The organism is Paraburkholderia caffeinilytica (assembly GCF_046030355.1).
Classification (GTDB): Bacteria; Pseudomonadota; Gammaproteobacteria; order Burkholderiales; family Burkholderiaceae; genus Paraburkholderia; species Paraburkholderia caffeinilytica_B.
Genome location: NZ_JAQQCQ010000003.1, coordinates 280,377 through 305,342 on the forward strand (window position 1 = coordinate 280,377; position 24,966 = coordinate 305,342).

Consider the following 24,966-nt stretch of genomic DNA (forward strand, 5'->3'; position numbering starts at 1 on the left):
GCGCCGACGCGACAGATTACAAAAATAAGCGAAGCTGTCACGTACCTTACTCCGCATTCCCTTAAATTCCGTGCCAGCGCACGACCGGACCACAGAGCCCGGCGTCGCGATCGCCTATTTTTTAATCGGAGAAAGTCTTGAACAAGAAAGTATTGACCGCCGCTACCCTCGCAGTCTTCGCCACTGCAGCCCACGCGCAAAGCAGCGTCACGCTGTATGGTTTGATCGATGCCGGTATCAGCTACGCCAACAACTCGAAGACCAGCACCGGTCACGACAACATCGTCAAGTACGACGACGGCGTTGCTCAAGGCAGCCGTTGGGGCCTGCGCGGCACCGAAGATCTCGGTGGCGGCCTGAAGGCACTGTTCGTGCTGGAAAGCGGCTTTAACAGCGGCAACGGCACGCTCGGCCAGGGCGGCGCACTGTTCGGCCGTCAAGCGTTTGTCGGTCTGTCGCAGAACAACGTCGGTTCGCTGACGTTCGGTCGCCAGTATTCGTTTTCGACGGACTACCTCGGCGGCAACTACTCGACCGGCGGCCAAACCGTTGCGGGTAACTACGCTTACCATATCAATGACGTCGACCAGCTGACGTCGAGCCGTATCAACAACTCCGTCAAGTTCAGCAGCGCGAATTTCGCGGGCCTGACCTTCGGCGCGATGTACGGCTTCTCGAACACGGCTGGCGGCTTCGCCGGCGTGCCGGCCACCGGCACGGCCACGGCAACGGTCGCAGGTTCGTCGCGCGCATACAGCTTCGGCGCGAACTATGCAAACGGCCCGTTCAGCGTGGGCGCAGCGTACACGGACATCCGCTACCCGGGTCAGGCATCGCCGGCTTTCTCGACGTCGCTGGCTAACGTGACGTTCCCGACGCTCGGCACGGGCCAGATCCAGGATCTGCGCACGGTCGGCGTGGGCGGCCGTTACTCGATCGGCGCAGCGACGCTGTGGGCGTTGTACACGAACACGCGCCTCGACCCGATCTCGGGCAGCGCGACCACGTTCGCCGCATACGAAGCGGGCGCGAAGTACGCGTTCACGCCGGCGCTGACGGCAGGTGCAGGCTACACGTACATGCACCTGAGCGACGCCAACACGGGCCACTGGAACCAGGTAGACCTGAGCGTCGACTACGCGCTGAGCAAGCGCACGGACGTGTATGCACTGGGTATCTACCAGATCGCTGCAGGCCAGGTCGGCAAGACGAATCTGCAAGCGCAGATCGGTTCGAGCACGAGCTACTTCAACACGTCGGGCACGGGTGCGGACAACCAGCTGGCATTCCGCGTCGGTATCCGTCACAAGTTCTAAGCACGTCTTACCCTGTCGGCGAGGAGCGCGAGCTCCTTGCCCCGAGGTTCCGGAAAACGCCCTGCGGGGCGTTTTTCTTTTGGGAAGCCGGTTTTCAGGCACCCGCCAGTTCCTGGCAAGATCCCCTTTACCACCCTCCCCAAGCCCCGCTCGCGGGCCTGCGCGCATGTGATCTGGTGCAACCGGAGCCTGCTCTTCCGGTCATGGACAAGCAGGTCCGAGCGCCCGTCTTGTATAGACATCATCATGCGTATCTCAGCGCTTAAGGTGTATATACCGCTTTGTTATTCGGCGTATTTCCGGCATCCAGATTTAGCCAGCAAGCGCTGAAAACCCGTCAAATCCTTACGTTCAGCCAATAGCATACGAGAAAACCCCAGTTGCTCCGCATGATATTGACCGGCTATCTTGTATAGACAAGCTGCATAGATCAGCGCGCCGCGCATCATGATCCGATATGTCTAGTCAACATAGGCGCATCGAATACCGGATGCTGCGGGGGACTCGAACCCCTACACCCGATGTCACGAAGTACCCTTTTTGGAGATGTCATGAAGAAGCTTGCCCTGTGTATCGCGCTCGCTGCCATCGCAACTGGCGCCTACGCAAAAGACTGGTCCACCATCCGCTTCGGGGTCGACGCAAGTTATCCGCCATTCGAATCGAAGGGTACCGACGGCAAACTGACCGGCTTCGACATCGATCTCGGCAACCAGATCTGTGCACGTCTGAAGGCCAAATGCGTGTGGGTCGAAAACGACTTTGACGGCATGATTCCCGCGCTGAAGGCCAAGAAGTTCGACGGCGTGCTGTCGTCGATGTCGATGACGCCGCAACGCGCCGAACAGGTCAACTTCTCCGCCAAGCTCTTCAACACGCCGACGCGCCTCATTGCGAAGAAAGGCTCGACCCTGCTGCCGACGCCGGAATCGCTGGCGGGCAAGACGATCGGCGTCGAACAGGGCACGATCCAGGAAACCTACGCCAAAACCTATTGGGAGCCGAAGGGCGCCAAGGTCGTGCCGTACCAGAATCAGGACCAGGTCTACACCGATCTGCTCTCGGGCCGTCTTGACGGCGCCTTGCAGGACGCCGTGCAGGCCGACATCGGCTTCCTGAATACGCCGCGCGGCGCGGGCTTCCAGTTCGCCGGCAAGGACATCGTCGACGCGAAGATCCTCGGCAACGGCGCCGGCATCGGCCTGCGCAAGGACGACGTGGACCTGAAGGAGAAAATCGACAAGGCCATCGCCGACATCATCAAGGACGGCACCTACAAGGCCATCGAGAAAAAGTATTTTGTCTTCGACGTGTACGGCAGCTAAGCGGTAGCTGAGCGCCTTTCGTCGGTCTACCCCCCGTATGCCATGGTTCAGCGTCACCCGTTGCGCCGGCCCGAATCGCCGGCGCCGAACGGGGACGCTTTGCAATCGAGGATAGGAAACTATGTTCTTTCACGGTTATGGCCCGCTTCTCCTTGCGGGCACATTGGAAACGATCAAGCTCGCTGTGCTGTCACTGGCGGCATCGTTCCTGCTGGGTCTCGGCGGCGCGGCGGCGAAGTTGTCGCCGAACCGCGTCCTCTCTCACGTCGGCACGCTCTACACGACGCTGATTCGCTCCGTTCCCGATCTCGTGTTGATGCTATTGCTGTTCTACGGCATTCAGATCCTGCTCAACAATCTGACTGACGCCCTCGGTTTCGACCAGATCGACATCGACCCCTTCGTTGCCGGCGTCATCACACTCGGCTTTATCTACGGTGCGTACTTCACCGAGACGTTCCGGGGCGCTTTTCTCTCCGTTCCACGCGGACAGCTCGAAGCGGGCTTCGCGTACGGCATGAGTTCGTGGCGCGTGTTCAGCCGCATCATGTTCCCGCAAATGATGCGCTTCGCTCTGCCTGGTATCGGCAACAACTGGCAGGTGCTGGTCAAGGCCACCGCGCTGGTCTCGATCATCGGTCTCGCCGACGTGGTCAAGGCGTCGCAGGACGCGGGCAAAAGCACACTTCAGTTTTTCTTTTTCACGCTGACTGCAGGCGCAATCTATCTGGTGATCACGACAGTGTCCAACCTGGTGTTGATCTGGCTGGAAAAGCGCTACTCGACTGGTGTCCGGAGGGCCGTACTGTGATCGAACTCGTCAGGCAATATTGGCAAGCCTACCTGTACACCGACGGTTACCGGTACAGCGGCCTCGTCGTCACCCTGTGGCTGCTGGTCGCGTCGATCGGACTGGGCTTCTGCCTCGCCATGCCGCTGGCGGTGGCCCGCTCGTCGCGCAACCGCTTCATCTCCGGACCCGTCTGGCTCTATACGTATGTGTTCCGCGGCACGCCTCTCTACGTGCAGTTGCTGCTTTGCTATACGGGACTCTACAGCCTGCAGTTCGTCCATTCGCACGTCCTGCTCGACACGTTCTTCCGTAACGCGATGAACTGCACGCTGCTTGCTTTTGCGTTGAACGAATGCGCCTACGCCACGGAGATATTTGCCGGTGCGATCAAATCGACCGCCTATGGCGAAATCGAGGCCGCGCAAGCTTATGGGATGTCCCGCTTCAAGCTCTACACCCGGATCATCCTGCCGTCCGCATTGCGGCGCGCGTTACCCAACTACAGCAACGAAGTCATCCTCATGCTGCACGCAACGACGCTCGCTTTCACGGCCACCGTCCCCGACATTCTGAAGGTGACGCGCGACGTGAACTCGGCAACCTACGCATCCTTCCAGGCCTATAGCATTGCCGCCGTCCTGTACGCCTGCATCGTATTCGCGCTGGTCTGGGCGTTCCGCAGAATGGAAACACGCTTGCTGGCCTATTTGAAGCCGCAAGGGCATTGAACCTGGCTACTCTCAGCCAAGATGGAGTGTATCGAGATATGTATAAGCTGATTGTCGAGAACCTGCACAAGAAGTTCGGTGACAACGAGGTTCTGAAGGGTGTATCGCTCAAGGCGAAAGCCGGCGATGTCATCAGCATCATCGGTTCGAGCGGCTCAGGTAAAAGCACGTTTCTGCGTTGCATCAATTTCCTCGAGCAACCTTGCTCGGGGCGCATCACCCTCAACGCAGAAGAGATCCAGACCAAGCCGGATAGAACCGGCGCCTTGCGGGTGAGCGATCACAAGCAGCTGCAGAAGATGCGCACCAAACTGTCGATGGTGTTTCAGCACTTCAACCTGTGGGCGCACATGACGGTGCTCGAAAACATCGTCGAAGCGCCCATCAGCGTGTTGGGATTAAGCCGGGCTGAAGCGGAAACCCGGGCTCGCAAGTATCTGACCAAGGTTGGACTCAACGCGAGCATGGAAGGCAAGTATCCTTCACACCTTTCGGGCGGGCAGCAACAGCGGGTGGCCATTGCGCGCGCGCTGGCCATGGAGCCCGAAGTCATGCTGTTTGACGAACCCACGTCGGCGCTCGACCCGGAACTGGTCGGCGAGGTGCTGAAAGTGATGCAGGCTCTCGCTGAAGAAGGCCGTACGATGATCGTGGTCACGCACGAAATGGGATTTGCCCGCAACGTGTCGAATCACGTGGTCTTTCTGCATAAGGGGAAGATCGAAGAAGAAGGCCATCCTCAAGACGTTCTGGTCAACCCGAAAAGCGAACGCCTAGGCCAGTTTCTTACCGGCAGCCTCAAATAAAAACGGTTTCCGGGAAAGCTCCGATAGCCTCAACGATATTCGGTATCGGCACGCGACGATACCTTGCGTGAACGTAAAGTCGAATGCGCAAAATCGCCGCGGCACCCTGCTGCTACGCAAGGTGCCGCGGTCACGGTTGCACGCCTTACTTCAGACGCATCTGCAACTCGTTGGCAAGCTGGCGGGTTGCGGCTTTGGTCGGCGCGTCGCCGGCGAGCGCATTAAGCAAGCCAAAGTCGTGGATCGTGCCGTTGTAGCGGACCGTGGTGACTTCATCGCCCGCAGCGTCGAGTTTGCGACCATAGGCCTCACCTTCATCGCGCAGCACGTCGAACTGCGCGACCTGGATCAGCGCCGGCGGCAGCCCCTTCAATTGATCGACTGAAGCACGCAGCGGCGAGGCGTAAATCTCGTTACGTTGCTTCGGATCCCTGGTATAGGCATCCCAGAACCACTTCATCATCGGCCGGGTCAGGAAATGGCCTTCCGGATAGGCGTTGTACGAGCCGTCATTGAAATTGTTGTCCGTCACCGGCCACATCAAACCTTGAAAGCGGATGGCGGGGCCCTGCTTGTCCTTCGCCATCAGCGAGACAACCGCAGCCATGTTGCCGCCGACGCTGTTCCCCACTACCGCAAGGCGGCTGCCGTCCACACCGATTTCATTGCCATGCTCCGCGACCCATCGGGTAGCCGCATACGCCTGGTTGATCGCCACCGGGTAACGCGCTTCGGGCGACGGCGTGTAATCGACAAACACCGCCACAGCGCCCGATTGCACGACGAGGTCACGCACCAGCCGCTCGTGCGTCTGGAAGTCCCCAAGAATCCAGCCACCGCCGTGGAAGAACATGAAGACCGGCAGCGTGCCCGTTGCGCCTTGTGGCCGCACGATCGTGATCGGCACGCTGATGCCGTCCTGCTCAATGGTCTTGTTCGACACATCGATGCCGGACAGATCGACCTTCACGCTGTTCTGCGCACCGATCAGCACCTGGCGCGCTTGCGCCGGTGTCAACGTGTTGATGGCCGGTCCCGTGCCGCTGTTCAGCGCATGCAGGAACTGACTGGTCACCAGATCGGGCGAGGCCGGTGTTGCCGGGCTGGCGGCAATGGCGAGAGTGGAGCTGGCGGCAAGAGCGGCGGCGAGCAGCAAGGGCTTGAGGGTCTTCATGGCTTATTCCTTTGCGAATCGATGGGGTGCGTGATTAAACGATCGTGAGGGTGACGTCGATGTTGCCGCGGGTGGCGTTCGAGTAAGGGCAGACGATGTGCGCCTTGTCGACCAGTGCCTGGGCCGCTTCGCGTGTCATGCCGGGCAGGGAGATCTTCAGTTCGACTTCGATACCAAAGCCGTTCGGGATTGCGCCGATGCCGACGCTGCCGTCGATCGAGACATCTGTGGGGATGGCGACCTTGTCGCGCGCCGCCACGAACTTCATCGCGCCGAGGAAGCAGGCGCTGTAGCCGGCGGCAAAAAGCTGCTCGGGATTGGCGCCTTCGCCGCCCGCACCGCCCAATTCCCTGGGCGTGGTCAGCTTGAAGTCGAGATTGCCTGCGGGGACGACAGCACGGCCGTCGCGACCGCCCGTGGCATGAGCATGGGCGCGGTAGAGAACTTTTTCGACTGACATGGTGAAGCTCCTTTAAAAGAGGACAGTATTCGGACTCTGCTATCTACTACTAGATAGATGAATCTACGAAAAAAACGGACGATTCAACATCACATTCATCCTTTATCTATCTACTCAAAGATAGATAAAGGAATCAAACAAAGAGGTGGCTGACCACCTCACATCGACTGCGTTATCGCGCAATCTTCACCGAAGCCTCGACGTCTTCGAGCCGAGCCTTGGTGTGAAACAACCGGCTTGCCAGCACACTGCCCTGAAAAGCCGCGTAGAGGGCGCGCGCCGCGGTTTCCGGTTTGCCGTTCACCGCCAGCGTATGTTCCTTCACGCCTTGCGCCAGAACCTTGGCCAGCCAGCTTTCGTTGGCCTTGAAAAAAGCCTGCACCGCTTGCCGGATGTTATCGGGCAACGACCCGATATCGGCAGCCAGCATGCCGCACAGACAGATCTGATCGCCGTCACCCAGGGTCCTGCCGAACAGCTTTCCGTACTTGTTGAGCTTTACATCGGCCGGCAACGAAGCGTCGATTGCATGGATGGCGTTGAGTACTTCCTTGCTGTACTCGTTGACCGCTTCCAGAACCAGATCGTCTTTCGACGGAAAGTAGTAATGGATGCTCGAGGTCTTTACGCCAACCAGACTGGACAGATCACGATAGCTAAACCCGTTATAACCCCGCAGCATGATGAGCGTGATTGCGTGGTCGAGGATCTGTTCGCGCACTGTCGTTGTCGTTTCCATGGATCGAACTATATCTACTCATAGATAGATTGTCAAGCGATTCCGTCATAGGGTTTCGCGTGGGCTGTCAGGAGGCTTATACGACCCGTAACTTCAGGCATTTGAAGTCTGGTACGCTGCGGCCTTTGCTACCGATTGCATTCGACTCAATGGAAAACCCCTTCAACGATCGCGGCGTGTCCGTCACGCGTAACGCACTCTCATCGGCCGGCCAGGTCTTTCCGCTGCGCGACATCGTCGACGTGCAAGTCGTCACCGTGCCGAAAAACAAGGCGCTGCCGCGCGCAATCTCGCTGCTTGGATTCGTCGGCGCTATTGTCGGCGGGGTGTTCCGCTCGCCTGTCGGCATGGTGTGCGGCACGATGCTGATCGTGGTCGGCTGGCTCACGTGGGCCACCCAGGACGTCACGCATCGTCTGATGGTGCAGACGGCGAATGGCCTGCGTGAAGCGCTCATGAGCACCGATCGCGACTTCGTCGAGCGCGTCGGCGCGGCCGTGCACGAGGCGAAGGCCGCCGCTGCGGCACCGAAGGCTTGAGCGGTCGCCAGTCGCACATCGATTGACATAGATCAATGCTTGCACGGGCACCTTCCCGGCCACCCCAAACCTTTACACATCTTTGCAACTGCCCGCGGGTGGCCGTGTAGAGTCGCCGCTCCTGTTATCGCGTGTTCCCTCCCGCAGGCCCCCGCAAGCGTCCCGGCTTCCCCGCCCACGCCGCGGCAATCCAGTGAGATTGCCGCCAGTGCTGTTCGAGTTATCCAACCCGCCGCTCACGATGCATCGCCTACGCCAGGGACCCGCCTTTTTGCAAAGCGTGATCCTATGTTCCTGTCGTCTCTCGATGCCGCGCGCCGGCGTGTCTGTCTTCATTTCCGTCTTCATTTCTGTGATCAATTTCGCCGTTCGGCCGCAGCGGCATTGATCGCCGCCGGTGCGCTCAACGCGCTGACCGGCTGCACCACCACCTTCCCCACCCCCACACCGCCCGCCCCCAGTGCCGCGCTGATCAACGGCGGCAACGACGGTCTGTTGATTCCGCTGCACGTGGAGCGTGCCGATGAAGATCACGCACGCCTCGGCTTGCCGGTTCAGCTCGACGGCAAGCCGGTTTACATGGCGCTCGACACGGGAACGCAAGGCGCGCGAGTGTTGAAGTCGGTGCTGCCCGGTTCGGGCTATGCAAGCGCGGGCGGCGTGACGTCGTTGTCGTTCGCGAACGGCGTGGAGATTCTCGGCTCAGCCGTGAAGGTGCCGTTCAGCCTCGCCGGCACCTCACCCACGCCAATCGCAGCCCAAGCGGTGGACGTCGTGCGTTGCCTGCCGAACGCGCGGAAGTGTGTCGGCATGGACGGCTACAGCGGTGAATTCGGCTGGGCGTTTTCCGGCATCGTCGGCGTCGGCGCCGCGCAGCCGGACGATAGCTGTTGCACCCAGCCGTTGCGCGCCTTGCCCGGCAATATCGGCCAGCGCTATCTGGTGCATGCGAACTTCGCGAAACCGTACATGGTGTTGAGCCCCTCGAACGCCATCACGAAGGACTACACGATGGTGCCGATGACGGTGTCGCAAGACGGCACGGCACAATGGCCGCGCGGTTGCGTGAATGTGGGCGGCAAGATGAACTTCTGCGCGCCGCTGGTATTTGCAACCGGCAGCACCGGCATGATCCGCATCGAAACGGACAAAGCGCCCAACTGGACCGGTGACGGCGAGGTCGGCAATGTGCTCGATCAGGGCAACTATGAAACGGCCATCGGCAGCGGACCGTGGGTGCACCGTTACGAGACCGCGCAGGTCACGATCGTCAAGGCAAAGCCGGACGCGAACCGCATCGTGGTCGGTTTGATGGCCATGCAGAACATCGATGTGCTGTTCGATTTTCCGCATGCGCAGTTCGGATTGCGTGCCGCGCAGGAGAGCGAACGATTCGCCCCGTGAGCGTCATCGATCGATAAACAAAGGCCGTACGAAATTTTTCGCACGGCCTTTTTCATTGGAATTTGAGCAAACGCGACACACGAACGTGCCTGCGTCATTCCATACTAAGCGGATTCACGTGCCAGATGTTGCGCGCATATTCGCCGATGGTGCGATCCGACGAAAACTGCCCCATGCCCGCAACGTTCTCGATCGCGCTCTCAGTCCACGCGCGCTTGTCGACGAAACGCGCATCCACCTCGTCCTGCGCTTTCGCAAACGCGGCGAAATCGGCGAGCACCATATAGTGATCGCCCCAATCCACCAACGTGTGGAAAATATCCGAGAAGCGCAGCGGATCATCCGGCGAGAAGTAGCCTGTGCGAATCTGGTCGAGCGCCATGCGCAGTTCCGGATTCTCCTCGTACACTTGCCGCGGCCGGTAGCCGGTCGCGCGCAGGTTGTCCACTTCGTCAGCGGTGTGGCCGAAGATGAAGATGTTGTCGCGCCCCACGGCGTCGCAGATCTCAATGTTGGCGCCGTCCATCGTGCCGATTGTCAACGCGCCGTTCAACGCGAGCTTCATGTTGCCGGTGCCCGACGCCTCGGTGCCGGCCATTGAAATCTGCTCGGACAGATCGGCCGCCGGAATGATCAACTCGGCCACGCTCACGCCGTAGTTCGGCACGAACACCACCTTGAGACGATCGCCGATCAACGGATCGTGATTGATTTTCTCGCTGACGTCGCCGATCAGCTTGATGATCGTCTTCGCCATGCGATACGCGGACGCGGCCTTGCCGGCGAACATCACCACACGCGGCACCCAATCACGCTCCGGATTCGCTCGAATCTGGTTGTAGCGCACGATCACGTGCAGTACGTTCAGCAACTGCCGCTTGTATTCATGAATGCGTTTGACCTGAAGGTCGAACAACGCCTCGGGATCGAAGTGCAGTTTGGTGTGATGCGCGAGCCGATGCACGAGCCGCAGTTTGTTCTGCCGCTTCGCTTCATGAAAGGCGTCGATGAACGCGCTGTCGTTGCGCAGATTGCGAAGTTGTTCCAGCTCGAACAGATTGCTGCGCCACTGTTTGCCGATCTGCTGATCGATCAGCGACGACAGCGACGGACTCGCCTGCGCCAGCCAGCGCCGCGGCGTGATGCCGTTGGTGACGTTGGTGAAACGGTCGGGATAGATATGCGCGAAGTCGGCGAAAATATCGCGCGTCATCAGTTGCGAATGCAGCTTCGATACGCCATTCACCTTGTGACTCGCGACAATCGCGAGATACGCCATACGCACACGCCGCTGGCCATATTCGTCGACCAGCGAAATGCGGCGGATCATCTCGCCGTCATGTCCCGATTGTTCGCTGACATGCTTGAGAAAGCCCGCATTGATCTCGAAGATGATCTCCAGATGCCGCGGCAACAGGCGCGCGAGCATCTCGACATCCCACGTTTCGAGCGCTTCGGGCATCAAGGTGTGGTTCGTGTACGAGAAGATCTTCGTGACGTGATGCCACGCCTTGTCCCACGGCTGATGGTGCACATCCACCAGCAAACGCATCAGCTCCGGAATCGCCAGCACCGGGTGTGTGTCGTTCAGATGCACCGCCACCTTTTCGGAGAAGCGGCCAAACGTGCTGTGCGTGCGCTGATAGCGGCGAATCAGATCCTGCATGGTCGCCGAGACGAAGAAGTATTCCTGCCGCAGCCGCAATTCGCGGCCGGCCGGCGTCGAATCGTCCGGATATAGCAGGCGCGAGACGTTCTCCGACATGTTCTTCGTATCGACCGCGTTGCGGTAGTCGCCCCGATTGAACGCGCCGAGATCGAGTTCTTCGGTGGCGCGCGCAGACCAAAGCCGCAGCGTATTGGTCGCGTCCGTCGCATAACCCGGAATGACGGTGTCGTACGCGGTGGCGTTCACGTGCTCGGTGTCGATCCATTCGACATGCTCGCCGCGCTGCACCGTACGCCCGCCGAAGTGCACCATGTACTTGATCTCGGGCCGCGGAAACTCCCACGGATTGCCCGCGCGCAACCAGTAGTCCGGCGCTTCGACCTGCTCGCCGTCGACGATCTCCTGGCGGAACATGCCGTACTCGTAGCGAATGCCATAGCCGAAGCCCGGAATACCGAGCGTTGCCATCGAATCGAGAAAACAGGCCGCGAGCCGCCCGAGACCGCCGTTGCCCAGCGCCGCGTCCGGCTCGATATTGACCAACGTCTCCATGTCGACGCCGAGACTCGCGAGCGCTTCCTTCATCTGATCGTGGATGCCGAGCGCGAGCAACGCGTTCGTAAACGTGCGGCCGATCAGGAATTCCATCGACAGGTAGTAGACGCGTTTGACGTCCTGTTCGTATTGCAGGCGCGTGGTCTTCATCCAGCGCGCGACCAGCCGGTCGCGCACGGCAAGCGCCGCAGCATGCAACCAGTCGTGGGGGTGAGCGGTGACGGCGTCCTTGCCGACGCCGTACATCATGCGATTGGAAATTGAGCGCCGTAGCGCGTCGACGGTACTGTTGAGCTGGTCGAATTCCAGATCGACGGCTGTCATCGAAGCCTCCGGGGAAAAAACGACGCGACATACGCGAACCGCATAGATGACGGACGGGAGGCGCGTGCCGGTCAGGCGGGTTAACAAACAGAGTACGACATTTTACGGCGCGCGGACATCGGCGAGCGCGAGCGGATGTTCACGCACATGCCATGCCCGCCTCCGTACGCCGCTTCGCGGGTTTTGCGCACGGATGCGGTGCAGGCAGCCTGGGCGCGGCACTGTGCGCGTGCATCGGCTCACAAAACAGGCAAACGGTGGCGAGCGGCGAAAGACGCCTGCATGAGAAAGACAACACGATTATCTTTTTCGATGTGTGACCTGGCGATGAATGTGTTGACCGGTTCGACGCGTGGTTAAAATCGGCGCGCCTCATCTGCTGAACGGTTGTGGGGAAAGGGTGCGACAAGGTGGGGCCGCACGGATTCGAAGATGCAACCCGGACTTGACCGTTAGTTGCATTACCAACGTCCGACCAAGCGTCTCCGCCCTGTTCGCCTCCCAGCACGATTTCCACGTCTCTGTAACAATCACTTCATTCGCTGCGCGCGCCGCCCTGACCGCTGGATTCTGGCCCCGCGCGCTTCACGCCACACAACCCTGCCGCTCGCGCGCCGCGCCGTCCCTCCGACGCGCCCGGCGCTGCGGCATGCATAACCCGACGAGCCACGCCTTGTCCGACAAACCCAGCGCCACAACCGCTCAGCCCTTTCCCGCGGACGGCCCGATGACCGCAGCCAACCGCCGCGCGATGGCCGCGATCATGCTCGCGGTCGCGCTCGCCACGCTCGATACCGCCATCGCCAATACCGCCCTGCCCGCTATCGCCGCGGATCTGCACGCCGCGCCCGCGGCGTCGGTATGGATCATCAACGCCTACCAGCTCGCGATGGTCGCGACGCTGCTGCCGCTTGCCGCACTCGGCGACATCGTCGGGCATCGCAGGATTTATATCAGCGGCATCGCACTGTTCACGCTGGCGTCATTAGCGTGCTCGCTCGCTCCGACACTGCCGATGCTGGCCGCCGCGCGCGTGCTGCAAGGCCTCGGTGCGAGCGCGATCATGAGCGTCAATACGGCCCTGATCCGCTATCTGTATCCGCCGCATCGGCTCGGGCGCGGCCTCGGCACCAACGCGCTGATCGTCGGCGTGTCGTTCGCGGTCGGGCCGACGGTAGCGTCGCTGATTCTGTCGGTTGCCGCGTGGCCGTGGCTGTTCGCGGTCAACGTGCCGCTCGGTCTGCTGGCGCTGGCTTTCGCGTGGCCCGCGCTGCCGCACACCGAGCGCGGCAAACACAACTTCGACCCGATCGCGGCGCTCCTCAACGTGATCACCTTCGCCGCGCTGATCTTCGCGCTCGGCGAGGCGGCCCAGCGCGCCTCGACACAACTGGTGCTGAGCGCGGCCGCGATTGCCGTGGTGTTCGGCGTGCTGCTGATTCGCCGTGAAGCCGGCCACCCGGCACCGATGCTGCCGGTCGATCTGTTCAGGCGGCCGGTGTTTGCGTTGTCGGCGGTGACCGCGGTGTGTTCGTTCGCCGCGCAAGGGCTGGCGTTCGTGTCGCTGCCTTTCTACTTCGAGGACGTGCTGCATCGCAGCCAGGTCGAGACCGGCTTCCTGATGACGCCGTGGCCCGTGGTGGTGGCATTGGCCGCGCCGCTGGCGGGCAGTCTGTCCGACCGCTATCCGCCGGGCTTGCTCGGCGCAATCGGTCTTGCGGTGATGTCGGCGGGGATGGCGTCTTTGGCGTTGTTGCCGGTGCATCCGCATGTACTCGACATCGGCATCCGGATGGCGATTTGCGGCGCGGGCTTCGGCTTCTTCCAGTCGCCCAACCTGAAGGCATTGATGGCGAGCGCGCCGCCCGAACGCAGCGGCGGCGCCAGCGGCATCGTCGCGACTGCCCGGCTGCTTGGGCAGACCACGGGCGCGGCGCTGGTGGCGCTGAGCTTCGGCATCGCCGGCCGGCATGGACCGACACTCGCGCTCGGCGCCGGCGCCTTCTTTGCCGGCGCGGCGAGCCTCGCGAGCGGACTGCGGCTGTTCGCCCCGTCGCATCGCGCGGGCATACACGCGAAAGCGTCGACGGAATAACGAAACGGGCGCACTGCTGTGGCGGTGCGGCCGTTTTTTCCCTATCGCCGTTGAATCATGGCTGTTTCGATACCGCCATTTCTGGCCAGGTGTTTCTAGTTTCTATTCAGGCATTCTGGCCGGCCCGCGCTCAAGCAACGCTATTCAAGCCAGTCTTCCATCCCGCCTGACCATCGATCAATGCGCGGCGAAATACCCCTTCACTGCGGCGATAAACGTGTCGATATCCGCGCGCGACACATCCTTATGCGTGACAAATCGCGACGCATACAGCATCTGCGTAAGGATGCCGCGCTCCTTCAACCACGCTTCGAGCGGCGCGCAATGCTGCTGCGGAAACTGTGCGAACACCATGTTGGTCGCGATCGACTGCACCTTGACGTGCTCGATCGCTTCCAGACCGGCCGCCAGATGCGCAGCGTGCGCGTGATCGTCGGCGAGACGTTCGACGTTGTGATCCAGCGCATACAGGCAGGCTGCCGCCAGCACGCCGGCCTGGCGCATCCCGCCGCCCAGCACTTTGCGCCAGCGATGCGCCACGTCGACCAGCGCCTGGCTGCCGACCAATACCGAACCGACCGGTGCGCCCAGGCCCTTCGAAAAACAGAGCGAGACCGAGTCGAACGGTTCGCACAGCGCCGCGACCGGCTTGCCCGACGCGACCGCCGCGTTGTAGACCCGCGCGCCGTCGAGGTGAGCCGACAAGCCGTGCTGACGCGCCAGCTGCACCGCCTCAGCCACGTAACCCGCCGGCAGCACCTTGCCGCCAATGGTGTTTTCCAGCGCCAGCAGCCGCGTGCGCGCGAAGTGGTTGTCGATCGGCTTGATCGCGGCGGCGATCTTCTCGAGCGGAATCGAACCGTCGGCGGCATTCTCGAGCGGCTGCGGCTGAATGCTGCCGAGCACCGCCGCGCCGCCGCCTTCGTACTTATAGGTATGCGCCAGCTGGCCGACGATGTATTCGTCGCCGCGTGCGCAATGCGCCATCAACGCGGCCAGATTGCTTTGCGTGCCGCTCGGGAAAAACAGGCCGGCTTCCTTGCCGGCACGTTCCGCGACAGTGGCTTGCAGGCGCAGCACGGTGGGGTCGTCGCCCCAGACGTCGTCGCCCACTTCGGCGGCCGACATCGCCGCGAGCATGGCCGGGGTCGGACGGGTTACGGTATCGCTGCGCAAATCGATCATGGTGAGAACCTTGTGTGTCCCTGTTGGTATGTGGATGACATCATCCGCCCGACTTCGGCAGCCACGCAAGCGGGTCGACCGGCTGGCCGTTCTGGCGGACCTCGAACTGGATCGACGCGACGCCCCGGCTATCCACGCCGACTTCGCCGATGGTTTGGCCTTGCGCGACCGCGTCGCCTTCCTTGACCAGCAGTGTGCTGTTCTGCCCGTAGGCGGTAATCAGCGAGTCGTCGTGCTTGATGATGATGAGCGGACCGTACGCCTCGATCCCCGTGCCGGCGTAAACCACCCGGCCGGTGGCGGCGGCCTTGACCGGATCACCCGCGTGGCCGCCGATCACGATACCGTTCGACTTGCCCGGCGCAAAGGCTTTCAGCACAGGACCGCGCAGTGGCCACAACAATACGCCTTGCTGCGGCACGCCAGCCGCACCGGGCGCGCCAGGCGTCGTGGCCGAACCATTCTGACCGGCAACATTGACCGGCGGCGTGACGACGCTGCCCGACGCCATCGGCGGCGCCACTCGCAACACCTGCCCTGGGTTGACCGCCGAATTCGATGCGAGGCCGTTCCATGCCGCAATCTCCTGCGGCTTGCGGCCGTACGCCGAGGCGATGCCCGCCAGCGTGTCACCCGGATTGGCACGGTAGTAACCAGCCGGCACAGGGACCGTGGCCAGGGTAGTCGGGTGGGACGGCGCGCTGCTGTAGAACGGCGTGCTTTCCCACGGCATCGACGTACAACCGCTGAACATCACGCCGAGCGCCGCCGAGATCAGCAACCGGGTCGCCGTGAATTGCCATTGTCTTGTCATGTGACTTTCCTCGACACGTTGATTCAATCGGATTCAATCAGCCCCAAGCATTCGCCGTGCCGGTGGGTACGGGCGCCAGGGTGCGTGCCCATTATGCCGCCGTGCGCATCGGCTTCGGCTTCGGCTTCGCCATTCGCATCGGCGTCAGCCTTGGCTACGGTTGTGGCTTCGGCTTCGACAACGGCATGCACCAGGAAACCGTCAGACACTGCCCTCGGCCTCGACCACCAGAATGCGCGCCACGCCGATCGGATGCGCAACGTGTTCGGTGCCCACCGACGCGTAGAACACATCGCCCGTTTCCAGAATCGCCGACTGCTCGACGCCACCTTCGCGGTAGCGCATCTCCACGCGGCCGTCGAGCACGGCGAACACCTCCTCGCCGTCGTTGACGTGCCACTTGTACGGCTGATCGGTCCAATGCAGGCGCGTCGTAATACCGCCCATGTTGGCGATATCGAGCGCGCCCCACGGGCGCGTCGCGGTAAAGCTCCTGCTGCGAATGATCTTCATGGTGAATAGTGGATTGAGGAACAGACGCTGTCGGCGCTCGATCCGTGTCGCATACCGAACCGCCCGGTCCGCCAGGATCATGCGTTTCGACCGCCCCCATTATAGGTGTTGCGGCACGCGCGGCCGGCAGGACGCGGCCGCGCCTGCGAATTCGTGTGACTATTGAATCCTTTCAACCCTCGCCTATACTCAGTCATGCTGCCGCAACGCACCGTAAGCAAACGCCTGGATCCTGCGAGGAGTTGAGGATGAACAAAGCCACGTTTCTGGCCGTGCAACTCAACGTCGACGATGTTGCGGCGTCGCCCGGTTTGGTCGAGTTGCTGAACACCCATCTGGTTTTCGCGGCAGACGTCGCCGAAGCCGCCGACGCGCTGGTCCAGCTGGCCAGCATCGCGGGACTGTCGAGCGGCGTCGAAGCCAGCGTCGAAATTCCGGCCCTGGCGATCGAACGGCTGCGCGAGGCGCTCGACAATCTCAGCGGTTACGACGAATCCTGGTTGCTTGCCCTCGAACCGAGCCGCGCGCTGTTCGATGAAATAGGCCGCCGGCATCGCACCCTGCATTAAAGCTGCGCTCGCGGAAAACGTATCCGCACTGCCGCGCACCCCCGGTGCTCAACCGCTAGCACCGCCGGTCCGCCAGTTTTCGCTCACCGTCCGAATCGCCAGATTGTCCGGCATGCTTGACTGTCGACGCCATCTGAAGATTCCGGACGAGTCAACCGGAGGAACCGCCGTGAAAAGTCTCCTGAACCGCCGTAGCGTGCTGGCAGGCCCATCGCATCTCGTGCAGGTCGCGCGAGAGAACGCCGCCGATCCCGTCGCGCCCGACGATCGCGAGGAAGCCGCGCTGAACGCGGCGACCGGCGTCACGCCCGGTGTCACCGCAGGTGCATCCGCCGAGCCGGCGCGGCCGGTGACGACGTTACGGCCGGTCCCGGTGGTGCCCTCGCAAGTCAGCGCGCGCGGCGTGCAGATGGCCGACACCGCCGAACTCGAATGGCTCGCCGAAGAAGAAGCGCTGACGCCATTCCGCGTGTTCCGCAGCTTCGCCTATTCGGTCAGCCTGCTGTTCCACGCGAAGGAACTGGCGTATTACGTCGCGCTATATCAGGACGGTTCGCTGTGGCACGCGCTCAAAGCCGCCGACCTCGAGGCCGCGGAGGCGGCCTTCCATCACTTCGAGGAACAGGCGACCCGGCTCTCGGAAGGCGAAACGCGCCGTGCGCAACTCGAGGCGCAAAACGAACAGCTTGCGCGCATGATCGCGCGCTCCGAAGCGCAGGCCGAACGGCTGCGCACGGATCTGCAGCGGCGCGGCGCGCAGGAACAAACGGTATCGAACCGGCAACATCAGGTACGCAAGGAGGTGTCGCAACTGGAGGCGCAGCGCGTGGCCGCTCAGGCGCATCTGAACAAGGCGCATCGGCAGATTCATCAGCTCAATCTGACCAGCAACGAAGGGATTCCGCATTTGCCGAATCGCTGAGTCGTTGGATCATTGGATCCCTGAGTCGCTGGATCGCTGAGTCGTTGGATCACGTTCTGAAATCGAACTGATAGCGACAACCCGACGAGAACCGTAAACGACAAAACGCCGCCCGGTAATCCGGTCGGCGTTTTTTATTACGTGCCGCCTGTCAACCAGGCGGCCCTTCCATCAACTTCGACGAAATTAGTTGCCGAAGTAAACCGAGTTACGGTCGTTGCTGGACACCGGGCGGCCGGATTGCGAAGTGCCTGCGATCGGTGCGCCGTAGCCGCTGTTCACAGCTTGAGCGGTGCCGTTCTGGGCATCGACGCGGGCTTGTGCAGCCTGCAGGTTAGCCGGGTAATCGGCGTGATCGCCAACCGGGTTGTAACCCGCCTTTTCGAGTTGCACCAGTTGAGCGCGCACTTCAGCGCGGGTAACCGGCTGGTTCGATTGAGCAAACGAGGCGACAGGAGCGACCAGAGCGGCAGCGACGACAACAGCAGAGATAAGAGTCTTCATGATGTAAACCTCCAGAACTTGTATTTAATGCGCTTTGGGCTCGTTGTCCCGTAGCGCTTAAGTAGAAGTTTAGGAGCGTCAACATCTAGGGGAAACCCCTAAAACGACGAAACTCTATTTCGAATTTCGCAATAGTAGACGACCTGGCGCGCGGCCACGCTATCTGTCCGATAGCTATCAGCAATAATCCTTTATCTCGATTTCAATCGCTCGCGCGGCCCGGCGCGCCTGACGGCAAGCGCGCGCCGAACCGCCGTTCAAACGCTCAGCTCCAGTTCGCGTGGAAGCTGCCCGGCTTGTCGATACGCTCGAACGTATGCGCGCCGAAGAAATCGCGTTGTGCCTGCACCAGGTTCGCCGGCAGGCGTTCCGAACGATACGCGTCGAAATACGCCACTGCGGACGCGAATGCCGGCACCGGCACACCCGCATTGATCGCGGCGATCACCACTTCGCGCAACGCCGACTGATAATTCTTCGCGATGTCGCGGAAGTACGGATCGAGCAGCAGATTGGCGATGGCCTTGTCTTTCGTATAGGCGTCGGTGATCTTCTGCAGGAAGCGGGCGCGGATGATACAGCCGGCGCGGAAAATCTTCGCGATCGTGCCGTAATCCAGATCCCACTTGTACTCTTCCGATGCCGCGCGCAATTGCGCGAAACCTTGCGCGTACGAAATCACCTTGCTGAAGTACAGCGCACGGCGCACCGATTCGATAAACGCGTCACGCTCGGCGCCAAGCGGCTTGGCCGCCGGCCCTTCCAGCACCTTGCTCGCCGCCACGCGCTGAACTTTCAGCGACGACAGCACACGCGCGAACACGGCTTCCGTAATCAGCGGCAGCGGTGCACCCAAGTCGAGCGCGTTCTGGCTGGTCCACTTGCCCGTGCCCTTCTGCGCCGCGCGGTCGAGGATCACGTCGACCAGATCCTTGCCGGTTTCTTCGTCTTTCTTCCTGAAAATCTTCGAGGTGATTTCGATCAGATAGCTGTCGAGTTCGCCTTCGTTCCATTCGGTATAGACCTTGGCCAGTTCCTCGTTCGACAGACCCACCACCTGTTTGAGCACCGCGTAGCTCTCGGCGATCAACTGCATGTCACCGTATTCGATGCCGTTGTGCACCATTTTTACGAAGTGGCCCGCGCCGTCCGGTCCCATGTAGGCGACGCACGGCTCGCCGTCCGGCGCCTTGGCGGCGATTTCGGTGAGGATCGGCGCAACCAGGTCATAAGCATCGCGCTGGCCGCCCGGCATGATCGAGGGGCCTTTCAAGGCGCCCTCTTCACCGCCCGACACGCCCGTGCCGATGAAATGCAGGCCTGCTTTTGCCAGTTCCTGATTGCGGCGGATGGTGTCGGTGAAATGCGTATTGCCGCCGTCGATCAGAATGTCGCCCTTGTCCAGCAGCGGCTTGAGTTGCTCGATGGTGGCGTCGGTCGGCTCGCCTGCCTTGACCATCAGCAGAATGCGGCGCGGTTTTTCCAGCGACGCCACGAAGTCTTCCAGCGTGAAGGCCGGCACCAGCTTCTTGTCCGGATATTCGGCGATGAGTTCATCGGTTTTCTCGCGGCTACGGTTGTACACCGACACCGCGTGGCCGCGGCTTTCGATGTTGAGCGCCAGATTGCGACCCATGACCGCCAGCCCCACCACGCCGATTGCCTGTTTGCCCATGTGAATTCTCCAGAGTCCAAAAATGTCGGGACGCCGCGCCGGAAAGTACGTCGGCGGGACGTCGAGGGTGAAAGGATAAAAGAAATGCGGGCTTGCCGCTCGTTGGCGCGCATTGACACTCAACTCAGCGAGCGGGCATTCCACCGCGTGCGTGCCTCACGAGAGGCTTTACGCGGCGCCCGGTGATGCGCTTGATGGCGGACCGCACGACGCACCACCCTGCGCACCCCATCACGCGCCGCACGACGCGACTCAGGCACCGCGCGTAACCGGCTGTCTCTCAGACTCGCGCCGCGTCCAGGCGTTTCCTGAAAACCAGACTGAAATTGTTAGCCGGCATCGCGATCGGCTCGTCGCACACGAGTCCGACCGATGCGCCCAACGCTACCACGGCTTCCATGTCACGCACGCCCCACGCCGGGTCGCGGCTGCGCAATTGTTGATCGAACGCATCGTTGCTCGGCGAGGTTTGCGCGCCGCCGCGTTTGTAAGGACCGTACAGATACAGTACACCGCCGTCGGCAAGTCGGCGGCTCGCGCCGGCGAACAGCGCTTGCGTCGCGCTCCATGGCGAGATGTGAATCATGTTGATACAGACCACGGCGTCGAGCGGATCGAGCGGATCGACTGTATTTGCGCCCCAATCCGGCTGATGCACATCGAGCGCGAGCGGTGCGCGCACGTTCGCCAGCCCTTCATGCGCGACCCACGCCGCAATCGACGCCCGCGCATCCGCATCGGGATCGCTCGGCTGCCAGTCGAGCCCGGGTAACGCGCGGGCAAAGCAGACAGCGTGCTGGCCCGTGCCGCTCGCGATTTCCAGCACGCGGCCGGTGGCCGGCAATACCTCACGCAATACAGCAAGGATCGGATCGCGATTGCGTTCGGCCGAAGGCGAATGTTGCCGCAGCGCCGGATGGGAATCAGTCATGTTCACGTTGTTTCAGTACAGGGTCGTGCGCACGCGTTCAGCGAGTTCACGGTCGTAAGTAGCGGCATCGAAACTCGCGCCGTTGATGCGCCGGTGGATCTCGCCGGCACTCGGCAGGCGCGAACGTTCGACATGATGCGCGGGATCCCACAGTTTCGAGCGCACCAGCGCCTTCGAGCAATGAAAGTACACCGCGTCGACGTCGATCAGCAGCACGGTGCGCGGCAGTTTACCTTCGACGGCAAAACTGTCCAGCCATTCCGGGTCGTTGGAAATGCGGCCGCGGCCGTTCACGCGCAAACTTTCACCGACGCCCGGAATGATGAACAGCAGCGCGAGATGCGGCTCGGCGATGATATTGCGCAGACTGTCGATGCGATTGTTGCCGATACGGTCCGGCAGCGCGAGCGTGCGTTCGTCGATCACGCGCACAAAGCCCGGCGAGTCGCCGCGCGGTGAACAGTCGAGACCTTCGGGACCGGCGGTGGCGAGCACCACGAACGGGGCGACTTCGATAAACGCGCGATAGTCTTCGTTGACGTAGGGAATCTCTTTCTTCACGGCGCGATCGTGGGGCTGACCGTAGATTGCTTCGAGCTGCTCGATCGTCGTCAACATCGGTGGTCCTTTGTGGTGCTTTTGCGTGGCGGTTGCTTTTCGTCGGCGCGGCGCTGCCTGGGATTGGGATTATCGGCGATTTACGCGAGCCGCGCGCCATGGCGGCGGCGTGCTCAATCCAGTGCCAGACGACCTGCCAGCGCAGTCAGCGTGTCGGCACAGGACGCGGCGATTTTCAGCGACAGCAGCGGATCGGCGCGCGTGCGCCCCAGATTGATCGCGACGATCGGCTTGCCCTGCTTCTGCGCCCACACGCAGAAGCGGTAGCCCGAATAGACCATCAGCGACGAGCCGACCACCAGCACCGCGTCCGCCGCGTCGAGCGCATGCGAAGCCGCTTCGACACGCTCGCGCGGCACGCTTTCGCCGAAGAACACCACCGCGGGCTTCAGCAAACCGCCGCAATTCGTGCACGCCGGAATGCGGAAAGCGTCGAGATCGTGCCATTCCAGATGCGCGTCGCCATCGGCGGCGGTTTCGGCGGTCACGTTCAGCAGCGCGGGATTGTCGGCTTCGAGCGTCTGCTGGATCGACGCGCGAGAATGCTGCATGCCGCAGTCCAGACACGTCACGCCGCCGATGCCGCCATGCAGTTCGATCACCGCGCGGCTGCCGGCCCGCTGATGCAAACCGTCGACGTTCTGCGTGACGAGCGTCGGCACATGGCCCGCCGCCTCGAGCCGGGCCAACGCCGTATGCGCGGCATTGGGCTGCGCGTCGGCCACCACCGGCCAGCCCACCATGCTGCGCGCCCAATAGCGCCGGCGCATCGCGGCGGTGCCAAGAAATTCCTGCAGCGTGATCGGCGGCGAACGTTTCCATTCGCCGTTGTCGTCGCGATAGCCTGGAATACCGGAGTCGGTGCTGATGCCCGCGCCGGTCAGCACGAACAGACGCGGATAACGCTGCACGAAGGTATGCAGATCGTCCAGCGTGTGCGATTCGTCGATGGGTTCGATGTTTGCGGGCTGAAGGTCGGTCATGACGGGGACAGGTAGAGCTGCGACGGAGGCGTAAGACTCGAAACGCCGTTCAGCGGCGCGTGCGCGGTTTGCTCTGCCGCGTTTGCGCCGTTCGCACCGTCGGCGCCGTTTGCGTTTTCAGCGCCGCCTGCCGCGCCTGCCATGCGGTGAGCGCTGACTGATAGCGCTCGAGCGCTTCATCGTAGAGATCGAAGATACAGGGATTGCAGCCACTGTGACAGCAATCGTCGAGGTCGGGCTGCACCGGCGGCATAGGCTGCGGGTCGTCGTCGGGTATGGCGCGGGGCACGGCGAATCGCTTTTCCAGAAGGCGGGAAGCGCTCAGTATAAGTTGATCTTCCGCGACGCGTGCGGCAACGGCGGGAGGCGTCAACTCGCGATATGAACGCGTGCCTTCACTCCACGCCTTGGGGCGTCCCTTTCTTTCCACCCAGCGCCGCCCTCAGCCCCGGCCGACGAACGGCATCTTGCTCGCCATGATGGTCATGAACTGCACATTCGCCGACAACGGCAATTCGGCCATATGCAACACCGCGTCGGCGACGTGCTGCACGTCCATCAGCGGCTCGACCGCGATTTCGCCGTTCGCCTGCGGCACGCCGCGCGCCATGCGCTCGGCCATGTCCGTCGCGGCATTGCCGATGTCGATCTGCCCGCACACGATGTCGTATTTGCGGCCGTCGAGTGAAACCGCTTTGGTGATGCCGGTGATCGCGTGCTTGGTCGCCGTATAGGCAATGCTGTTCGGCCTCGGCGCATGCGCGGAAATCGAGCCATTGTTGATGATGCGGCCGCCCCGCGGCGTCTGCGTTTTCATCAGACCGAAAGCGGCCCGTGTGCAGAGAAACACGCCGGTAAGATTGGTATCGACCACAGCGTGCCATTCGTCGACGTCGATTTGATCGATATCCACCGGTGAGCCGTTGCGGCCCGCGTTGTTGAACAGCACGTCGAGCCGACCGTGCCGCGCGCGAATCGTCTCGAACAGCACGGCGACGCTGTCGGCGTCCGTCACGTCGCAGGTCACGGCCAGCGCGTCGCCACCCCGTTGTTGCGCTTCTTCGACCACGGCGTCGAGCGGCGCCGGGCGACGGCCGGCAAGTACGACGCTGTAACCGTGTTCAAGCATCCTGAGCGCGCAGGCCCGGCCGATGCCGCTACCCGCGCCCGTCACCAGCGCGACTTTCCTGACTCCCGTTCCTGTCACAACACCCCTCCCGCTCCGTTTCTTTGGCCTTAGCACCATACAACAGCGCATCGCCCACCACAAATGCAACGGCGCGTCCATCGCGAAACATAGCGTCTTTCAGCGTGCTTTCATTATTTGCCGTTCCCGTCCGCGTCCACGTCGAGCGGCGCATCAATGGTATCGTTTGCTGTTGCGCGCCATGCGCGCGATTCAGGGCCTTCCCAGGACGGAGGAAGGAAGACAGGAAGCACGCTTGATGAACAAACTTTTCACGCCGCCGCAAGGCAATGAGGCGGCGCCGCAGCGCCGCTGGCCGCATACCGGCTATCCCGCGATGCTCAAGGCCACCGCCGCATGGCACGTATTCGTGCTGGCCGGATGGCTGCTGATGCCCGCCGCGTGGCCGTGGTGGCTCTGCGCGATCTTCGCGAATCATGCAATTTTTACGGTAGCCGGGCTGTTGCCGCGCACCTCGCTGCTGGGTCCGAACTGGACGCGCCTGCCCGCCGGCGCACGCAACACGGACGTGATCGCACTCACCATCGACGACGGTCCCGATCCGGTCGTCACGCCACAGGTGCTGGATCTGCTCGACGCCTTCAAGGTGCGCGCCACCTTCTTCTGTATCGGCGAGAAAGCGCAACGCTACCCCGAACTCGCACGCGAAATCGTCGCACGCGGCCATGCGCTGGAAAACCATTCGCAAGTTCACGTGCACACATTTTCGATCACGTTTCCGGGCGCGCTCACGCGCGAAATCGACGCGGCACAACGCACCTTCGAGGCATTGAGCGGCGAGCGGCCGATGTTCTTCCGCGCCCCCGCAGGATTGCGCAACATCTTCCTCGAACCCGTATTGCGCAAACTCGATTTGCGGCTCGCCGCGTGGACGCGGCGCGGCTACGACACGCGCGAGCGCGATCCGCAGGTGGTCGCGCACCGGCTGCTCGACGGCCTTGCCCCGCGCGATATCCTGTTGCTGCACGACGGCAATGCGGCGCTCACCATCGAAGGCAAGCCGTTGATACTCGCCGTTCTGCCGCGCGTGATCGACGCCGCGCGCCGCCAGCACCTGCGCTTCGTTACGCTGCGCGAAGCACGTATCGACGACTGAACTTCGAGCACGCTCTTCATGT

The 24,966-nt window shown here is 62.1% G+C and carries 26 protein-coding genes; 11 read left to right on the plus strand and 15 right to left on the minus strand.

Annotated features, from left to right (window positions below; all coding sequences use genetic code 11):
* Positions 1–137 precede the first annotated feature (137 nt).
* The 5 genes from PQQ95_RS05955 to PQQ95_RS05975 all read left to right on the plus strand — a co-directional run bounded on the left by PQQ95_RS05955 (position 138) and on the right by PQQ95_RS05975 (position 4,968).
* Complete coding sequence (locus tag PQQ95_RS05955) at positions 138–1,316, plus strand: porin (protein ID WP_408435753.1); 1,179 nt, start codon at positions 138–140, stop codon at positions 1,314–1,316.
* Between the two features lie 551 nt (positions 1,317–1,867).
* On the plus strand, positions 1,868–2,641 hold the full coding sequence (locus PQQ95_RS05960) for an ABC transporter substrate-binding protein (RefSeq protein WP_408435755.1): 774 nt from the start codon (positions 1,868–1,870) through the stop codon (positions 2,639–2,641).
* A 121-nt stretch (positions 2,642–2,762) separates the two neighbouring features.
* Positions 2,763–3,452 carry an ABC transporter permease gene (locus PQQ95_RS05965; protein WP_408435756.1) on the plus strand — a complete coding sequence of 230 codons (690 nt, stop codon included), beginning with the start codon at positions 2,763–2,765 and terminating at the stop codon, positions 3,450–3,452.
* A complete protein-coding gene (locus PQQ95_RS05970) occupies positions 3,449–4,162 on the plus strand; it encodes an ABC transporter permease (RefSeq protein ID WP_408435758.1) in 714 nt (237 codons plus the stop codon). The genes PQQ95_RS05965 and PQQ95_RS05970 overlap by 4 nt, the downstream gene beginning before the upstream one ends.
* A 38-nt stretch (positions 4,163–4,200) precedes the next feature.
* Positions 4,201–4,968 (plus strand): ABC transporter ATP-binding protein, encoded by a 768-nt coding sequence (locus PQQ95_RS05975; protein ID WP_408435760.1) that lies wholly within the window; start codon positions 4,201–4,203, stop codon positions 4,966–4,968.
* Between the two features lie 145 nt (positions 4,969–5,113).
* Here the strand turns inward: PQQ95_RS05975 and PQQ95_RS05980 are convergent, their stop codons facing one another.
* From PQQ95_RS05980 to PQQ95_RS05990, 3 genes are all read right to left on the minus strand, one after another.
* Positions 5,114–6,142 (minus strand): alpha/beta hydrolase, encoded by a 1,029-nt coding sequence (locus PQQ95_RS05980; protein WP_408435762.1) that lies wholly within the window; start codon positions 6,140–6,142, stop codon positions 5,114–5,116.
* Positions 6,143–6,176: 34 nt separating this feature from the next.
* Positions 6,177–6,602: an organic hydroperoxide resistance protein gene (locus tag PQQ95_RS05985; protein ID WP_408435764.1), complete on the minus strand. Its 426-nt coding sequence runs from the start codon at positions 6,600–6,602 to the stop codon at positions 6,177–6,179.
* 172 nt (positions 6,603–6,774) lie between these two features.
* Positions 6,775–7,341, minus strand: coding sequence for a TetR/AcrR family transcriptional regulator (locus tag PQQ95_RS05990; protein WP_408435766.1), 567 nt, complete (start codon positions 7,339–7,341; stop codon positions 6,775–6,777).
* Positions 7,342–7,490: 149 nt separating this feature from the next.
* Between PQQ95_RS05990 and PQQ95_RS05995 the strand changes: the two genes are divergently transcribed.
* Together PQQ95_RS05995 and PQQ95_RS06000 are read left to right on the plus strand one after the other, a co-directional pair.
* A complete protein-coding gene (locus tag PQQ95_RS05995) occupies positions 7,491–7,880 on the plus strand; it encodes a DUF6232 family protein (protein WP_408435767.1) in 390 nt (129 codons plus the stop codon).
* Between the two features lie 288 nt (positions 7,881–8,168).
* On the plus strand, positions 8,169–9,284 hold the full coding sequence (locus PQQ95_RS06000; RefSeq protein ID WP_408435769.1) for a hypothetical protein: 1,116 nt from the start codon (positions 8,169–8,171) through the stop codon (positions 9,282–9,284).
* Between the two features lie 94 nt (positions 9,285–9,378).
* Here the strand turns inward: PQQ95_RS06000 and PQQ95_RS06005 are convergent, their stop codons facing one another.
* Positions 9,379–11,832, minus strand: coding sequence for a glycogen/starch/alpha-glucan phosphorylase (locus PQQ95_RS06005; RefSeq protein WP_408435771.1), 2,454 nt, complete (start codon positions 11,830–11,832; stop codon positions 9,379–9,381).
* 727 nt (positions 11,833–12,559) lie between these two features.
* On the opposite strand from PQQ95_RS06005, the gene PQQ95_RS06010 reads away from it, so the two are divergent.
* Complete coding sequence (locus PQQ95_RS06010) at positions 12,560–13,927, plus strand: MFS transporter (RefSeq protein WP_408435773.1); 1,368 nt, start codon at positions 12,560–12,562, stop codon at positions 13,925–13,927.
* A gap of 177 nt (positions 13,928–14,104) precedes the next feature.
* On the opposite strand, the gene ltaE is transcribed toward PQQ95_RS06010, so the two are convergent.
* Genes ltaE through PQQ95_RS06030 form a run of 4 tightly spaced genes read right to left on the minus strand, consistent with a single transcriptional unit; the run spans position 14,105 to position 16,439 of the window.
* Positions 14,105–15,112 carry a low-specificity L-threonine aldolase gene (gene ltaE / locus PQQ95_RS06015; protein WP_408435775.1) on the minus strand — a complete coding sequence of 336 codons (1,008 nt, stop codon included), beginning with the start codon at positions 15,110–15,112 and terminating at the stop codon, positions 14,105–14,107.
* A 40-nt stretch (positions 15,113–15,152) separates the two neighbouring features.
* Positions 15,153–15,926, minus strand: coding sequence for a peptidoglycan DD-metalloendopeptidase family protein (locus PQQ95_RS06020; protein ID WP_408435777.1), 774 nt, complete (start codon positions 15,924–15,926; stop codon positions 15,153–15,155).
* 23 nt (positions 15,927–15,949) lie between these two features.
* Complete coding sequence (locus tag PQQ95_RS06025; protein ID WP_408435778.1) at positions 15,950–16,135, minus strand: hypothetical protein; 186 nt, start codon at positions 16,133–16,135, stop codon at positions 15,950–15,952.
* Positions 16,128–16,439, minus strand: coding sequence for a cupin domain-containing protein (locus PQQ95_RS06030; RefSeq protein WP_408436118.1), 312 nt, complete (start codon positions 16,437–16,439; stop codon positions 16,128–16,130). The genes PQQ95_RS06025 and PQQ95_RS06030 overlap by 8 nt, the downstream gene beginning before the upstream one ends.
* A 248-nt stretch (positions 16,440–16,687) precedes the next feature.
* Between PQQ95_RS06030 and PQQ95_RS06035 the strand changes: the two genes are divergently transcribed.
* Both PQQ95_RS06035 and PQQ95_RS06040 read left to right on the plus strand, forming a co-directional pair.
* Complete coding sequence (locus PQQ95_RS06035) at positions 16,688–17,008, plus strand: hypothetical protein (RefSeq protein WP_054041885.1); 321 nt, start codon at positions 16,688–16,690, stop codon at positions 17,006–17,008.
* A 169-nt stretch (positions 17,009–17,177) separates the two neighbouring features.
* Positions 17,178–17,930, plus strand: a complete 753-nt coding sequence (locus PQQ95_RS06040; protein ID WP_408435780.1) for a DUF2968 domain-containing protein — start codon at positions 17,178–17,180, stop codon at positions 17,928–17,930.
* A 186-nt stretch (positions 17,931–18,116) separates the two neighbouring features.
* Here the strand turns inward: PQQ95_RS06040 and PQQ95_RS06045 are convergent, their stop codons facing one another.
* From PQQ95_RS06045 to PQQ95_RS06075, 7 genes are all read right to left on the minus strand, one after another.
* Positions 18,117–18,434, minus strand: a complete 318-nt coding sequence (locus PQQ95_RS06045; protein ID WP_408435781.1) for a DUF4148 domain-containing protein — start codon at positions 18,432–18,434, stop codon at positions 18,117–18,119.
* A gap of 265 nt (positions 18,435–18,699) precedes the next feature.
* Entirely contained in the window at positions 18,700–20,109 is a 1,410-nt protein-coding gene (gnd, locus tag PQQ95_RS06050; RefSeq protein WP_408435782.1) for an NADP-dependent phosphogluconate dehydrogenase, read from the minus strand.
* 280 nt (positions 20,110–20,389) lie between these two features.
* On the minus strand, positions 20,390–21,040 hold the full coding sequence (locus PQQ95_RS06055; protein WP_408435784.1) for a DUF938 domain-containing protein: 651 nt from the start codon (positions 21,038–21,040) through the stop codon (positions 20,390–20,392).
* 12 nt (positions 21,041–21,052) lie between these two features.
* Positions 21,053–21,658: a pyridoxamine 5'-phosphate oxidase family protein gene (locus tag PQQ95_RS06060; RefSeq protein WP_408435786.1), complete on the minus strand. Its 606-nt coding sequence runs from the start codon at positions 21,656–21,658 to the stop codon at positions 21,053–21,055.
* Between the two features lie 113 nt (positions 21,659–21,771).
* Entirely contained in the window at positions 21,772–22,641 is an 870-nt protein-coding gene (locus tag PQQ95_RS06065) for an NAD-dependent protein deacetylase (protein WP_408435787.1), read from the minus strand.
* A 49-nt stretch (positions 22,642–22,690) separates the two neighbouring features.
* Positions 22,691–22,930, minus strand: a complete 240-nt coding sequence (locus PQQ95_RS06070; RefSeq protein WP_408435789.1) for an oxidoreductase-like domain-containing protein — start codon at positions 22,928–22,930, stop codon at positions 22,691–22,693.
* Between the two features lie 153 nt (positions 22,931–23,083).
* Positions 23,084–23,848, minus strand: coding sequence for an SDR family oxidoreductase (locus PQQ95_RS06075; protein WP_408435790.1), 765 nt, complete (start codon positions 23,846–23,848; stop codon positions 23,084–23,086).
* A gap of 238 nt (positions 23,849–24,086) precedes the next feature.
* Between PQQ95_RS06075 and PQQ95_RS06080 the strand changes: the two genes are divergently transcribed.
* Positions 24,087–24,944, plus strand: a complete 858-nt coding sequence (locus PQQ95_RS06080) for a polysaccharide deacetylase family protein (protein ID WP_408435791.1) — start codon at positions 24,087–24,089, stop codon at positions 24,942–24,944.
* Positions 24,945–24,966: the final 22 nt, after the last annotated feature.

Coding starts and splice junctions, on each gene's coding strand:
- ltaE (WP_408435775.1), bottom strand. CDS start 15,112: ATGATCGATTTGCGCAGCGATACCGTAACCCGTCCGACCCCGGCCATG.
- PQQ95_RS06080 (WP_408435791.1), top strand. CDS start 24,087: ATGAACAAACTTTTCACGCCGCCGCAAGGCAATGAGGCGGCGCCGCAG.
- PQQ95_RS06035 (WP_054041885.1), top strand. CDS start 16,688: ATGAACAAAGCCACGTTTCTGGCCGTGCAACTCAACGTCGACGATGTT.
- PQQ95_RS05985 (WP_408435764.1), bottom strand. CDS start 6,602: ATGTCAGTCGAAAAAGTTCTCTACCGCGCCCATGCTCATGCCACGGGC.
- PQQ95_RS06030 (WP_408436118.1), bottom strand. CDS start 16,439: ATGAAGATCATTCGCAGCAGGAGCTTTACCGCGACGCGCCCGTGGGGC.
- PQQ95_RS05990 (WP_408435766.1), bottom strand. CDS start 7,341: ATGGAAACGACAACGACAGTGCGCGAACAGATCCTCGACCACGCAATC.
- PQQ95_RS05975 (WP_408435760.1), top strand. CDS start 4,201: ATGTATAAGCTGATTGTCGAGAACCTGCACAAGAAGTTCGGTGACAAC.
- PQQ95_RS05965 (WP_408435756.1), top strand. CDS start 2,763: ATGTTCTTTCACGGTTATGGCCCGCTTCTCCTTGCGGGCACATTGGAA.
- PQQ95_RS05995 (WP_408435767.1), top strand. CDS start 7,491: ATGGAAAACCCCTTCAACGATCGCGGCGTGTCCGTCACGCGTAACGCA.
- gnd (WP_408435782.1), bottom strand. CDS start 20,109: ATGGGCAAACAGGCAATCGGCGTGGTGGGGCTGGCGGTCATGGGTCGC.
- PQQ95_RS05980 (WP_408435762.1), bottom strand. CDS start 6,142: ATGAAGACCCTCAAGCCCTTGCTGCTCGCCGCCGCTCTTGCCGCCAGC.
- PQQ95_RS06010 (WP_408435773.1), top strand. CDS start 12,560: ATGACCGCAGCCAACCGCCGCGCGATGGCCGCGATCATGCTCGCGGTC.
- PQQ95_RS06060 (WP_408435786.1), bottom strand. CDS start 21,658: ATGTTGACGACGATCGAGCAGCTCGAAGCAATCTACGGTCAGCCCCAC.
- PQQ95_RS06020 (WP_408435777.1), bottom strand. CDS start 15,926: ATGACAAGACAATGGCAATTCACGGCGACCCGGTTGCTGATCTCGGCG.
- PQQ95_RS06055 (WP_408435784.1), bottom strand. CDS start 21,040: ATGACTGATTCCCATCCGGCGCTGCGGCAACATTCGCCTTCGGCCGAA.
- PQQ95_RS06000 (WP_408435769.1), top strand. CDS start 8,169: ATGTTCCTGTCGTCTCTCGATGCCGCGCGCCGGCGTGTCTGTCTTCAT.
- PQQ95_RS06045 (WP_408435781.1), bottom strand. CDS start 18,434: ATGAAGACTCTTATCTCTGCTGTTGTCGTCGCTGCCGCTCTGGTCGCT.
- PQQ95_RS06065 (WP_408435787.1), bottom strand. CDS start 22,641: ATGACCGACCTTCAGCCCGCAAACATCGAACCCATCGACGAATCGCAC.
- PQQ95_RS06005 (WP_408435771.1), bottom strand. CDS start 11,832: ATGACAGCCGTCGATCTGGAATTCGACCAGCTCAACAGTACCGTCGAC.
- PQQ95_RS05960 (WP_408435755.1), top strand. CDS start 1,868: ATGAAGAAGCTTGCCCTGTGTATCGCGCTCGCTGCCATCGCAACTGGC.